11 protein-coding genes are annotated in these 12632 nt (G+C 51.6%); 6 read left to right on the top strand and 5 right to left on the bottom strand.

Annotated elements, in window-relative coordinates:
* Window positions 1-108: 108 nt before the first annotated feature.
* The 5 genes from CIK04_RS17600 to CIK04_RS17580 are packed head-to-tail and all read right to left on the bottom strand — an operon-like array spanning window position 109 to window position 5721.
* Complete coding sequence (locus tag CIK04_RS17600) at window positions 109-831, bottom strand: ABC transporter ATP-binding protein (RefSeq protein WP_017421429.1); 723 nt, start codon at window positions 829-831, stop codon at window positions 109-111.
* Window positions 824-2107 (bottom strand): ABC transporter permease, encoded by a 1284-nt coding sequence (locus CIK04_RS17595; RefSeq protein WP_097353248.1) that lies wholly within the window; start codon window positions 2105-2107, stop codon window positions 824-826. The genes CIK04_RS17600 and CIK04_RS17595 overlap by 8 nt, the downstream gene beginning before the upstream one ends.
* 2 nt (window positions 2108-2109) lie before the next feature.
* Window positions 2110-3324, bottom strand: coding sequence for an ABC transporter permease (locus CIK04_RS17590; protein WP_039547639.1), 1215 nt, complete (start codon window positions 3322-3324; stop codon window positions 2110-2112).
* Window positions 3321-4592: a TolC family protein gene (locus CIK04_RS17585; RefSeq protein WP_097353249.1), complete on the bottom strand. Its 1272-nt coding sequence runs from the start codon at window positions 4590-4592 to the stop codon at window positions 3321-3323. The genes CIK04_RS17590 and CIK04_RS17585 overlap by 4 nt, the downstream gene beginning before the upstream one ends.
* Window positions 4585-5721, bottom strand: coding sequence for an efflux RND transporter periplasmic adaptor subunit (locus tag CIK04_RS17580; protein ID WP_038969302.1), 1137 nt, complete (start codon window positions 5719-5721; stop codon window positions 4585-4587). Before CIK04_RS17580 ends, CIK04_RS17585 begins: the two co-directional genes overlap by 8 nt.
* A 311-nt stretch (window positions 5722-6032) precedes the next feature.
* On the opposite strand from CIK04_RS17580, the gene CIK04_RS17575 reads away from it, so the two are divergent.
* The 6 genes from CIK04_RS17575 to CIK04_RS17550 all read left to right on the top strand — a co-directional run bounded on the left by CIK04_RS17575 (window position 6033) and on the right by CIK04_RS17550 (window position 12290).
* Window positions 6033-6410 (top strand): hypothetical protein, encoded by a 378-nt coding sequence (locus CIK04_RS17575; protein ID WP_072609403.1) that lies wholly within the window; start codon window positions 6033-6035, stop codon window positions 6408-6410.
* A 204-nt stretch (window positions 6411-6614) separates the two neighbouring features.
* Window positions 6615-7349 (top strand): siderophore ferric iron reductase, encoded by a 735-nt coding sequence (locus tag CIK04_RS17570; RefSeq protein ID WP_097353250.1) that lies wholly within the window; start codon window positions 6615-6617, stop codon window positions 7347-7349.
* A gap of 140 nt (window positions 7350-7489) precedes the next feature.
* Window positions 7490-8257, top strand: coding sequence for an ABC transporter ATP-binding protein (locus tag CIK04_RS17565; RefSeq protein ID WP_072609401.1), 768 nt, complete (start codon window positions 7490-7492; stop codon window positions 8255-8257).
* A 17-nt stretch (window positions 8258-8274) separates the two neighbouring features.
* On the top strand, window positions 8275-9171 hold the full coding sequence (locus tag CIK04_RS17560; protein WP_097353251.1) for an iron-siderophore ABC transporter substrate-binding protein: 897 nt from the start codon (window positions 8275-8277) through the stop codon (window positions 9169-9171).
* Window positions 9168-11165 (top strand): Fe(3+)-hydroxamate ABC transporter permease FhuB, encoded by a 1998-nt coding sequence (gene fhuB, locus CIK04_RS17555; RefSeq protein ID WP_097353252.1) that lies wholly within the window; start codon window positions 9168-9170, stop codon window positions 11163-11165. Before CIK04_RS17560 ends, fhuB begins: the two co-directional genes overlap by 4 nt.
* Before the next feature lie 168 nt (window positions 11166-11333).
* Window positions 11334-12290, top strand: coding sequence for a GntR family transcriptional regulator (locus tag CIK04_RS17550; RefSeq protein ID WP_176463366.1), 957 nt, complete (start codon window positions 11334-11336; stop codon window positions 12288-12290).
* Window positions 12291-12632 lie beyond the last annotated feature (342 nt).

Here is a 12632-nt window from a genome sequence, read left to right as displayed (position 1 = left end):
ACAGAGAATAAACCCTGTCTTTCAGGTCGGCTCATCTATTGACAGCTACTGGCAAAAAGCCGCGCATAACGCGCGGCGATTCAAGGTTTCCTTTCCGAGATCCCGGTGCTAACTCGGCGCTCTGTCTGAGATTACCTTGCCATCTTTAATGGTGATGATGCGTTTGGTGCGCTCGGCTAAAGCGTTGTCGTGCGTCACAATGATGAGCGTTCTGCCTTCGGCGTGGAGTTGATTAAACAGCGCTTCAATCTCCGCGCCCGATTTCGAATCCAGCGCGCCGGTCGGTTCATCGGCAAGAATGATTTGCGGATCGTTCACCAAGGCTCTGGCAATCGCCACCCTCTGTTTTTGGCCGCCGGAAAGCTGGTTTGGTTTGTGGTCTAGCCTATCCCCCAGCCCCACCTGCTCTAACAATTTGGCCGCGCGTTGGCGGCGCTCTTTGGCTTTGATGCCAGAGTACACCAGCGGCAAGGCCACGTTATCTAGCGCAGTGGCGTATTCCAGCAGGTTGAAGCTTTGAAAGACAAAACCGATCTTCTGATTGCGAATACTTGCCAGCTCGTTGGCACTTAAACTCGCAACGTTCTGGCCACCGAGTTGATATTCGCCCTCAGTGGGTTTGTCGAGGCAGCCGAGCATATTCATTAGCGTTGATTTGCCAGAGCCCGATGGCCCCAAAATGGACAAAAACTCGCCTTGGTGAATGGTGAGGTCAACGCCGTCTAGCGCACGCACTTCCGCCTCGCCACTGGCGTAAAATTTGCAGATGTTGGTTAGTTCAACCAGCGGCGTGTTTGACATTTTCTCTCCACAATCTTGCTTATTATTCACTTTGTAACGCCTCCAATGGGCTCACTTTGGCCGCTCGGTTGGCTGGCAACCAAGCCGAGGCCATACCGATGATCACCAAGGTGGCGATCACAATCGTCACCACCATCCATGACAACTCCGGCACAGGCTTGCCAAGATCTTCATAAAAGACGTTGCCATCGAGATTGATGGCACTGATGGCCGAAACCAGCGCGTACGTCACGCTCAAGCCCAGAACACCGCCGAGCATCATGGTCATTAACGATTGCACCAAATAATGCAAACGAATCGCGGTGGGCGTGGCACCAACGGCCATGCGCACGCCAATGTCTCGCGTCGAGCGCTTCACCGTCGCGTACATCACGTTGGCAATGCCGACACCCGCCACCGCTAGGGTGACGAAACCAATAATGCCAAGGAAGCTTTGCAGGCCAATCAAGAACTGCTGCATGCTTTTTTGTTTGAGGAACATGTCGTCCACTTGCACCACTTGCTCATCACTGACGCTCGCGCCGTGTTTGCGTGCAATCACTTGGCGAATGGTCTGCGCCAGTTGAATGCGGTTGGCGTGCGCTTGTGGCTCGACATTAATGCCGCCAATCTCGCCATTGGCATGGAATCGCTTCCAAGTCGCCAGCGGGACAAAGCTTGAGTAGTTGATCAAATCGCCTTGTTCGATCTCGGCACTGTTCTTTTTCAACACCCCAATCACGGTGAACTCTTCACTGCCAATTTTGACTTTTTGGCCGACAGGGTCGACTTGTAAGGTCACCGGTGCGAACCAACTGAAATCTTCCACAGGGTTGAACAGATCCGCCGCCAGGGAGTAACCCAGCACCACCACTTTGCGCATCTGTTTTTGATCGAGCGGATTGAACCAGCGCCCACCCTCTCTAGGCGCAAGTTTGGTCATTGCGGCGAATTCGGTAGTCACGGCTAACGGCTGTTGCCATGAACCGCGGTCACCCACGGTAATCGGCTCATTCCATCGCGCGGTTGGCGCAACGCTTTTCACCTCTGGCAAGGCTTGAACCACACCCACATCCTCGATTTTCAGAGTCAGAAATTTGCCTTGATGGAATGCGCCGTGATCGATACTGGCCATCCCGCCCGTTAAATAAATCAGGTTGCCGTTGCCATTTTGCGCGGTTCTCAACACGCCCTGGCGAATGCCTTCCCCCACCGCCAACATCGCCGCAATACACAGCGTTGCCCATGCCACAGCAAGAATGGTCAAGCCCAGTCGCAGCTTCTCTGCGGCCATTTCTTGAAAGATTTGTCTCATCGGTAGCAGCATGGTTACGCCCTCGCACTTAACGCAATCACGGGCGTGAGGCGGGAAGCTCGTCTTGCGGGGAAATACGACGCCAACAGCGCTAGAATCAAGGTCACAAGCAAAGACCAGACAATGGAATCGCCCGTTATCACCGGAAAGCCTAACCAATCAGGTAGCGCGATAGAGCTCAGTAACCCCACCACCAAATAGGCCACCAGCAATCCAAGCGCCGTCCCCACCGCCACTAAGAACAACCCTTCCAGAATAAACTGACTGAGTATCGATTTTTGCGTCGCGCCAATGGCCAAACGCACCCCAATTTCTCGCGTACGTTCCGTCACTGAAAGGAACATGATGTTGGCCACTCCCAAGGCGCCCACCGCCATGGTCATGGCACCACTTGCACCAAGGAAGATCTGAATGCCACGGAAAATCGCGGTGATCAGTGCTGCGCCTTCGCTGAAATCGGGCAAGTTGATCGCCTCTTTGTCGCTCGGGTCAAAATGCAGTTGTTTAGCGTAAAATTGAACAATCGCTTGTCGAAATGACGCGCTATCCATGCCATCCATCGGCTTGAGCATGATCATCTCCGGTTTGGCATTCCACAAATCGCGGAAGGTGGTTTGCGGAATAAGTACACTGCGACTTTCACCAAATGAAATGCCCATATCCTCACTGGCGGTGATGCCAATGATCAAAAAAGGAATGCCATTCACGTTGAGCGTGTCACCGATTTGGATTCCTCCCATTTGCGCGATTTGATTCCCCAGCACAGCCACACGGCTATGGTTGCGAATATCGCTGGGCGACAAATAGCGAGAGCCGGGCATCAATTTGAGTTGCAGCAAAGACAAGTAAGAGGAATCTATCCCGCTGACGTTACTCATCAAGTTTTGCCCGCGCTGATTGGTAACTCTGGCGTCTGATTTGGCGTACACACTTGAGGCCGCTTTCACAAAGCCCGATTGTGTGATCATATCGACGTGATCTTGCGAGAGCTGAATTTGGCGTCGCGAAGGAAGGCCATGCCACGGCTTGCTGGTGCTGGATGGAAAAGCGACTTGCACGTTGTTCACCAGAAACGACAACTGCTGAGTTTGGTGACGATAAAATCCCTCACCGAGGGCGATCAGCACCACCACGGAGATCACCCCCCAAGCAATGGCTATCATGGCCAACACGCTTTTCATACGGTGCGCCATCAACGTTTGCCATGTTTGTTGCAATAACGCGCTCATGAATGAAAAGCTCGGGAGATGAGGGCCATGATATCGTCATCGAGCTTACCTGCGGTTTGCAGCAACGCGATTCGCTGGCGCCAGTAGTTGTACAAATTGGTTTGCAGGCTGTGTTTGGCCTCAAACAAGCTGTTGTGCGCGCTGATCACATCGGAGACTTCCAACAAACCTGCATCATAGAGTTTCTCTTTGCTGGCCAATACGTTACCGCGAGAGGCCACCAGCTCGTTAGCAATCAACACTTGGTTCCAGTTGATCTCAACCTGAGTAAATTGCTGAATCACGCGCTTTTGGATGTCGATTTCGACTCGGCGCATCTCTTGCTTGGCGCTCAAAATGTTCAACGACGCTTCATCAACTTTGCTCCTCACCGAGCCGTTGAGATCAATCGGCACACTCAACGTCAGGCCCGCATTAAACTCGCCGTTGGAGCGTTGATCACCATCGCTGTAACCCACACTGCCTCTGAGGGTCGGGTAATAGCCCCCTTTGGCGGACTGCTTTGCGAACTCACTGGCTTTGACCATTTGCGCCGCCACCAGCAGCTCTGGGCTGCTGTCTTTGGCTAACTTGAGCCACTGCGCCTGAGAGGTCACCAGCATCGGCGGTTGAATCAGAGTGTCGGTACGAATTTGATCCACGCTCTCTGGCACTTGGTTGATCAGCGCCGCCAGTTCCGCTCTTTTCACTTCAAGATCCGCTTGGGCATTGAGAATCGTCGCTTGCTCAGAGACTTGCGTCGCGCGCATCTCTTCCACATCCACCGATTTGACCTTACCTGCTTGATAACGCTTCTCGATGATTTGCAACAGTTTGTTGCCCTCATCCAGCTTGGTTTGCGCCAACACCAAGTCGCCTTGCGCACTGGCGAGATCCAAATAGGCAGCGAGCAGTTTCTGCGCCAGTTCATTGTGCGCTTGAGACAATTCCAGCTCCGATTTCAGGTAGTTGGCTTTTGCTTGATCTAAGCTCGACCACAAACTGCTGTCCCAAATGGTTTGCGATAAGGTCGCACCATAACTGTTGGAGCTGTCAGCAGATTCACTCCAATTGAGAGAGGCGCTGGCGCTGAGATCCGGCAACAACGTACTGCGGCTGCTGTCCACGCCCGCTTGGCCCAGTTGCACGCCAATCTTGGCTTTTTCGTAATTCGGATCGTTTTGCTTAGCTTGCTGCCAGGCTTGTTCAATGGAGATGGCATGGCTGGGCAAACTCAGCGTCGCCGCCAGCACGGCCAAGCCGATTTTCGATAGGTGCTTGTTAACCATGCGAGCCTCCCATCATCATGCTGTTGTCGATGATTTCTTCATCCAACGCCACGCCATCCAGCACTTCAACGTGAATGCCATCAGAGAGCCCCAACTGCACAGGCTGCGCGTGGAAACCTTGTTCGGAGCTATCTGGGATCAGCACATGAGGCGCATCGCCTTCAAACTGCAATGCCCGCTCTGGCAGCGTTAAGACGTTTTCAGATTTCTTCAGCGTGATTTTCGCCGTAGACGAGAACCCCGAGCGCAACAGGACTTCGCTTGGAATGTTGAGCTGCCCTACTTCAACTTCAAAACCGTTATCAAAACTCTTGGCAGAGGCATTACCTTCTGGCGAGTTAAGATTCTCTGATTGAATCGCCACTTTGGTGAGCACACCAGAAATCGCCACATCAGGATAGGGAGCAACGGTGAGCATAACGGGCATCCCCGGGGAGAGCTGCGCCGCATCATGCTCACTGACGCTGCCTTTAAAGATCAAATTGTTCATGTCGGCTAACGACATCATTTCCGTCGCGGCCTGACTCGATTGCGTGGAAATGATCGGCTCGCCAACTTCCACTTTTTGATTGAGCACCGTGCCATCAATGGGCGCGTAGATCGTGGAGGTTAAGCGCGCATCACCAATAGAGGCCTCACCGCTGCGGATCAGTTCGAGATTTTGCCGTTTTTGCAGCACATCCGCTTGGGCGGATTTGACCGTCGAGCGCGCACTGACATACTCATCGTAGTTTTTCGGGATGATATTTTGCTTCACCAAACTTTCTAGGTTGGTGAGTTTTTGCTTGGCGGATTCGAGATCAGCTTCGCTGCGCATTAACGCCGCCGAGGCATCCGTCAGGGCTTGAGGGGTCGGGTTTGGACGCACTTTGATCAGCGGTTGACCTTGCGTGACTTTTTCACCCACTTTCGCGTAAATTTCCCCGACGATACCATCAATTTGCGACTTAATTGACACAGAATGCGCTGGAACAATTTTGCCGACCGCCACCGCCTGTTTTTCAATGGTGCCCGTTGTCACCACAAGCGTGGGAAAAGCGTCCGGCTCCGCCGAAGATTGCAGATAGAAATACGCACCACCGCCGAGCAGCGCTACGCTCACAGCAGAGACAAGCCAACGTTTCGTCATTATGATTCCAGCCATTATTAGGTAGTCGAATGACTACACCTCATACACAAAGTTGCAGGAATCATATCGGCTTTAATGTCTGGACATTGTCAGATTTGGTATTGCTATGTCAGAGGGAATTGACAAAAACTTATGCAGAAAAATCACGAAATTCATTGTAACTTCGGATAAAAAAGCAAGTTATGGACGCAGTAGCAACATTCAGCTTGGCCGATCGACATCGGTAATATCCCCGCCCACATTGATTGAGATAGTAATTTGTCAAAAAACACGCATAATCTTGCTATCAACACTCAAAGAAGAAATGACCTATGACTGATTTTCAATACTACTTTCATCAACTTCCTTGTTTTGACTGCAAAAAGACCACAGTAAGCACGGATCTGGGTTGGTTAACGGCAGCAATGAAAGAAGATGTAATTGCTCAAATAGCTGAAATCATCGCGCAGGAAAACGTTGAAGCGGATCTTTCTGTGAACGTAACGTGCACAAAAGAAGAAGCGCGTGACTACTTATTGCTGAACTTCTACGGCTATTCAGACGAAGAACTGGCAGACCAAGTGGAAGCAGAAGACGAGCAAGAAGTCGCGGATGAAATCGCTGAGCTACTCGCCGATGGCAAAGAGGTGGTGGTTTTCGAACACGAAATCGCACTGCAAAGCTGCACCGACTGCGAAATTGACGAATAACTCAACACGCAGTGCATGATGGTTCATCGTGCTCAAGCTTGATTGAAAGCGTTAGCCCCCTTGCGTGGCTAGCGCTTTTTTGTCGTCAAAGGTTGGCTGTTTCGCATCAGACATCCCAATCAATTATTTAAATGAGAATCAATTGTAATAACAACACAGTTTCTTTATTCTTGCCTCACCCTTTCACGGCATAAGCACAACAACATGAGTGGCCATTCGTTTTTTGAGCATCTGTTCGAACACTCACAACACGTCACCCCTTATCTGCATGGCGCGATCAAACCGCCGCCAGAAGTCTGCGCCAAGCATGGGTTTATCCATATCGATCACGCGAGTTCCGAGCCTATCCGCGCGCTGTATGAAAGCCTCAAACTCGCGCATCCCGAAGCTGGGGCGGCCTATTGGCTGACGCGCACTTGGACGCTGCTCTGCTGGCAACCGCTGTATGTGGCATTTATTGCCATCTACTCTTGCCAAGGTTTGCCAAAGCTTTCATCCATAGGCCAACACGTTCACCCAAGGTTCGTCAGTGGCTATCAATTTGACGACGATGAATATCGTCAAGGCAGCGAGCAAGAATTGATTGCCCATGCAGGCAAAGAACTCTGCGCGCTCTTCGACTACTTCCGCCAAGAGATGAGTCTCTGGACCCGCATCCGCCCCGGTTTTACCCAACACTTGTTTGCGGATGGCGTATTCGGCTGTTTGGTGAAACTTAGCCAGTTTTATCCCGCCCTTTCGGGCGACTATTTCCTTGAACACGCGCGGCTGTGGCTTGCAGCCTGCCAGCTGCCTGAAAAGCTTATCCACTCTCTTCGTTACGATGAAACATCACGACAGCTTTGCTTGGTGCGCACCAGTTGCTGTTTAGTCTACAAATGCCAAGGGCGAAAGCTGTGTCGTGACTGCCCGAGGCATCCAGATAACAAACGCGAATAACTCGAAGCGCGATCATCCGCATCAACGGTGCGTTACATATCCAATGATAGAGAGATTGATTGTGAAAATAATTCTCATTGCAATTTTCACGTGCTAAAGTGAACGGCTCGTAGCCAATAACTCAACTTCCTATTTCGCTTATGTATCAACTTGTCGATGCGTCGTTCGAAATCGACGATAAGGTGATCCTATCTCCGACCAATCTCACGTTTGCATCGGGGAAAGTCACTACACTGCTTGGTCACAATGGGTGTGGTAAATCAACCTTAATTAAATTGCTGAGTCGGCAAAACGCGCCAACGCAGGGGCAAGTTCTGTTTAACCAACAGCCAATCGCTTCGTTCACCAGCTTAGCGTTTGCCCATCAAGTGGCCTACCTTCCCCAACATCCCCCCATCACAGACGGAGTGACGGTTCGTGAGCTGGTCTGCTTTGGGCGCTATCCATGGAAAGGGGCCTTTGGTCGTTATGGCAAAGAAGACTATGCGATTGTCGATGAAGCCATTGAAAAAGTGGGCTTAACGGCGTTTGCTCAACGCTTCGTTGCCACCTTGTCCGGCGGGGAAAGACAACGCGCTTGGGTCGCGATGCTGCTCGCGCAGCAAAGTCAGTGCATTTTGCTCGACGAACCGACTTCCGCCTTGGATGTGGCGCATCAACATGAGCTGTTAGCGTTGATTCGCGAGCTCAATCAAACCATGGGCTTAACCGTGATCATGGTGCTACACGACGTCAATATGGCGGCCAAGTTTAGCGATCACCTTGTTGCTCTCCACTCCGGAAAAGTGATTGCAGAAGGCGCCCCTCAAGCGTTAATGACGCCAGAAACATTGATGAAAATCTATGGTATGGAGCTCGCGTTATTCGCTCACCCCAAAACGGGCAAACCGATCAGTTACATCCCTTAAATCAGAAGGAATCTGTTGTGAAAAAAATCATCTTGATGCTCTCTGCAGCCTTGGCATTCAACAGCTATGCTCTCGACATCCCCCATGAAATGGGCACCGCTTCTTTTGAAACCACGCCAAAGAAAGTGGTGGCACTCGATTGGGTGCTCACCGAAACCGTACTCAGCTTAGGTGTTGAACTTGAAGGCGTGGCAAACATTAGCGGCTACCAACAATGGGTGGCCGAACCCCATCTAAACGCCGATGCGATTGATGTCGGTTCACGCCAAGAGCCTAACTTAGAGCTACTGAGCAACATCCAGCCCGATGTGATCTTAATCAGCAAGCATCTCGCGGCCGCTTATGAGCCACTCAGTAAGATTGCGCCGGTTCTGGTTTACAGCGTCTACAGCGAAGAAAAGCAACCGTTGGAATCGGCCAAACGCATTACTCGCTCACTCGGCAAGCTGTTCGATAAAGAGCAGCAAGCGGAGCAAGTGATTGCGCAAACTGACCAGCGTCTTGCGGCCAACGGGGCAAAAATCACCTCAGCCGGAAAAGCCGACAAGCCCTTGCTGTTTGCTCGTTTTATTAACGACAAAACCCTGCGTATTCACAGTGAAGGCTCTTTGGCTCAAGACACCCTCAATGCGATGGGGCTCAAAAACGATTGGCAGGAACCCACCAATCTTTGGGGTTTCACCACCACCGGAACAGAAAAACTGGCGGAACATCAAAAAGCAAATGTGATGATTTTTGGCCCTTTGAGCCAGGAAGAACGCCAGCAGCTGACGCAGTCGCCGCTTTGGCAAGCCATGGAATTTAGCCGCACCGATTCGGTTTACGAACTTCCTGCCATTTGGACCTTTGGTGGATTGCTGGCCGCGCAACGATTGAGTGACCACATGACTGGACAACTCACCCAGCCCAAATGAATACCTTAGACATCTCAGCCCCGGCCAAAGGGCGATTTCCTTTTAAAACCGCAGCGTTATTGAGCGCGGCGGTTTTACTTATTGGTTTACTGCTGCAACTCACCGCGCCCTATTCCCAAGGTATTGGCCTGATTTGGAACACCCTCTTCCATTTTGATGCGTCGAATTATCAGCATCTCATTACGCATTTAACCTATTTGCCGAGGCTGAGCGTTGCCATTATTTGCGGGTTTGCTTTGGCGGTGGCTGGGTGTGTGATGCAGTTTGTGTTACGTAACCCGATTGCCTCACCAACCACATTAGGCGTCGCGGCGGGCGCTGAACTGGGGATGGTACTGGGGATTTTATTGCTCCCGGCGAACTTGGCGATACCTGGTTTTGTACCCGCGTTTATCGGCGGTTGCCTAGCCACTGGGCTGGTGTTTGTCTTGAGCGCGGCTAGAGGGTTTTCGCCCTTACACATGGTGCTTGCGGGCATGGTGGTGAGTCTGTTTTTGGGCTCACTCAACACCATGCTCTTGATGCTCAATGAGCAGCGCCTGACCAGCATTTTTGTGTGGGGAGCGGGTGTGCTCAACCAAAACGACTGGTCGAGCACGCACATGCTGTTGCCTTTAGTTTTGATCCCGACGATGTTGCTTTTGCTGCTGCAACGGCCATTGTCTGCACTGCAGTTTGGTGACCATGTCGCCACTTCGTTAGGCGTTAACATCAAGCAAATTAAACTGTTGTGCTTATCATTCACCATCTTCATTACTGCTGCGGTGGTCAGCGAAGTCGGTTTGATAGGGTTTGTCGGCATCGTTGCGCCCGCAATAGCGAGAATGCTCGGCGCTCGAACGCTGGCGAAGCAAATTCTTACCAGCGGCGTGATTGGCGGCGCGATTCTGCTTATCGTCGATTTGCTGATCCAACCTTTCTCTGGCGTGGGGGGTGAACTGCTACCTACCGGCGCCATGACGGCCTTAATCGGTGCACCATTTTTGTTGTGGCTGTTGCAACGAAGTAAACTCCAGTCCGATCTGAAAGCACGCTCTGAACACATCGAACACTATAAACGGGTTAACGCTCGATACGTGCTAACCGCGCTGACATTGGTGCTTTCCATCGTTTCTCTGTTCGCGCTCTTGTTGGGTAAAAACCAATTTGGCTGGAGCTTTGGCCTCACTCAATCGCTCTTTGAGCTGCGTGCACCACGTCTGCTGGTTGCGCTGATCGCCGGGATAGGGCTGGCCTTTGCTGGTACCATTATCCAGCGCATCTCCGGCAACCCCATGGCTAGCCCAGAAGTATTGGGGATCAGCTCTGGCGCGGCGCTCGCCCTTGTACTCGGTTCGCTATTTGGTATTGCCGTGGGTAGAGAGCAGCAAATGTTGTTGGGTACGCTGGGTGCGGTCTCGGTGGCAGCAGTGGTGTGGTTCATGGGTAGAAAGCATCACTTCGCTCCGACACAAACCTTGTTGACCGGCATTGCCCTAAGCGCCGGTTTGGATGCCCTGCTCAGAGTCGCCATGAGCTCAGGACACGACAATGCCGCCGCTCTGCTCACTTGGTTATCGGGTTCCACCTACTTAGTGGCCAGCAGTGACGTTGTGTTGCTCGCCATTGGCGTAGCTTTGGTGGGTGGCATCGCCTTGTCACTAAGCCGCTGGATAGCGTTAATCGGCCTAGGAGAAATCACCGCCAACAGCATCGGCATGAACGCCACGCTGGTCAGGTTGGTGCTGTTACTACTGGTGGCCGCACTCACTACGTTGTGTACCATTGTGATTGGCCCACTAAGCTTTGTTGGCCTATTGGCTCCGCATATGGCGCGCTCACTGCATCAATACCAAGCAAGACCACAAATGCTCACCGCAGCACTATTGGGGGCGACCATTATGGTCTCGGCGGACTGGATTGGGCGAACCCTTTGGTTCCCATGGCAATTCCCCGCTGGTCTCTTGGCCTCTTTGATTGGAGGTGGCTACTTCCTTTATCTGATGAGGCGTTAATCTTCCTCAAATGAAAAAAATCGCTCACCGTAGAAGGCTTAACGTTCGCCTTCTACGGTCACTGTAGCGTGACTTTTTAAATTGTATTTTGGGGACTAAAAAGCAATAAATGGCAATAAGATAAATTTGTGTTTACCATGTGGAGAAAACACTAAGCCTATGTCACTCATGGAAAAAGCCCCCATCACCAAACTTCAGCAAGATTTGTTCAATCAAGTGGTCAGCAAGCTCAAAGCCGACGACGCAAAAATCGGCGCCAGCCTGAATGAATCGTCATTAGCCAACCAGTTCCAAGTATCGAGAACTCCGATGCGCGCCGTACTCAGCTACATGTCTGCCGTAGGCATCGCTAAAGCTGTGCCCAATAAGGGATTCACGTTGCAGATCGATGCTCACTCCATTCAAACCAACGAGAATGCCGACAATAAAGCATCTCGTCAGGAGAAACTGTATCTTAGGTTGCTGATGGATCTCTTCTTTGGGGAGATCGCCGCGGCGTTTTCAGAAAAGGAGCTTCAAGAGCGCTACAACGCCAATCGAGGCGAGATACAAAGCGTACTCCGCTTGCTCGAAAATGATGGCATTTTGCGCCGAAGCCCCGGCTATAAGTGGCACCTCGACGGCGTTCTCAATACGCTGGAAAGGCACACCGAAAGCTACCGATGTCGGCTGATTTTCGAACCCGCAGGCTTGCTCGAACCAAGTTGGTCAGCCGATCTCAATGCGTTACAGCAGTGTCGCGAGCGCCATCTGCAAGCGATTCAACAGCCAGACACCGTCAACGCCAGCGATTTGTTCAACCTAAGCGCGGACTTTCATGAATTGCTCGCCGCCTGTTCAGGCAACCGTTTTTTACTGGGCAATATGCAGCAACATAATCGCATGCGCAAAGCCACCGACCTCGTCTCTATGCACATTCAATCGTCAGTCATTAAATCTTGCCAACGCCGGATTGAGATCCTCGATCTGGTGCTTGAGAGCAAAAACAAAGAGGCGGCAAAAAAACTCACTCAGCTGCTAGAAAATGATATTCGCGTCATGCAGCGCACCTACAGCAATGTTATCCATCTCTCTCTGTCGGAGCGGGAAAAGCTGGTCAACAGCATCGCCAACACCGACATCTAACTCGTTTGGTCGTGCGCCAACTTAAACCTGCATGCCCCTCAGCTTAAGTCGCTTAGCTGAGGGGATAATGTCTTAACACGAGACTCGCCTTCTAGTTCCTCTAGACTCGCCCCTCCCTACTCGCCCCTCCCTACTCGCCCTCCCTACTCGCCCCTTGTCCCTCTCACCTAATCCCTCGTTCTTCGTCGCTCTCTCCTCTCCCTAAAAACCCATCGTCATCAGCGTTATTGAGTTAAAAGAAAATAATTCGCATTTGCATATTGTATTTTCGCGACAGAAATACAATAATAACAATTCTCATTTACGTTTAGTAACAAACCTTCGCGCGCTCAAACCGTGGAT

Source organism: Vibrio sp. 03_296 (assembly GCF_002265885.1).
This window is presented reverse-complemented; position numbering and strand designations above follow the sequence as displayed.

Coding starts and splice junctions, on each gene's coding strand:
- CIK04_RS17585 (WP_097353249.1), bottom strand. CDS start 4,592: ATGGTTAACAAGCACCTATCGAAAATCGGCTTGGCCGTGCTGGCGGCG.
- CIK04_RS17565 (WP_072609401.1), top strand. CDS start 7,490: ATGTATCAACTTGTCGATGCGTCGTTCGAAATCGACGATAAGGTGATC.
- CIK04_RS17590 (WP_039547639.1), bottom strand. CDS start 3,324: ATGAGCGCGTTATTGCAACAAACATGGCAAACGTTGATGGCGCACCGT.
- CIK04_RS17595 (WP_097353248.1), bottom strand. CDS start 2,107: ATGCTGCTACCGATGAGACAAATCTTTCAAGAAATGGCCGCAGAGAAG.
- CIK04_RS17580 (WP_038969302.1), bottom strand. CDS start 5,721: ATGACGAAACGTTGGCTTGTCTCTGCTGTGAGCGTAGCGCTGCTCGGC.
- fhuB (WP_097353252.1), top strand. CDS start 9,168: ATGAATACCTTAGACATCTCAGCCCCGGCCAAAGGGCGATTTCCTTTT.
- CIK04_RS17570 (WP_097353250.1), top strand. CDS start 6,615: ATGAGTGGCCATTCGTTTTTTGAGCATCTGTTCGAACACTCACAACAC.
- CIK04_RS17575 (WP_072609403.1), top strand. CDS start 6,033: ATGACTGATTTTCAATACTACTTTCATCAACTTCCTTGTTTTGACTGC.
- CIK04_RS17550 (WP_176463366.1), top strand. CDS start 11,334: ATGGAAAAAGCCCCCATCACCAAACTTCAGCAAGATTTGTTCAATCAA.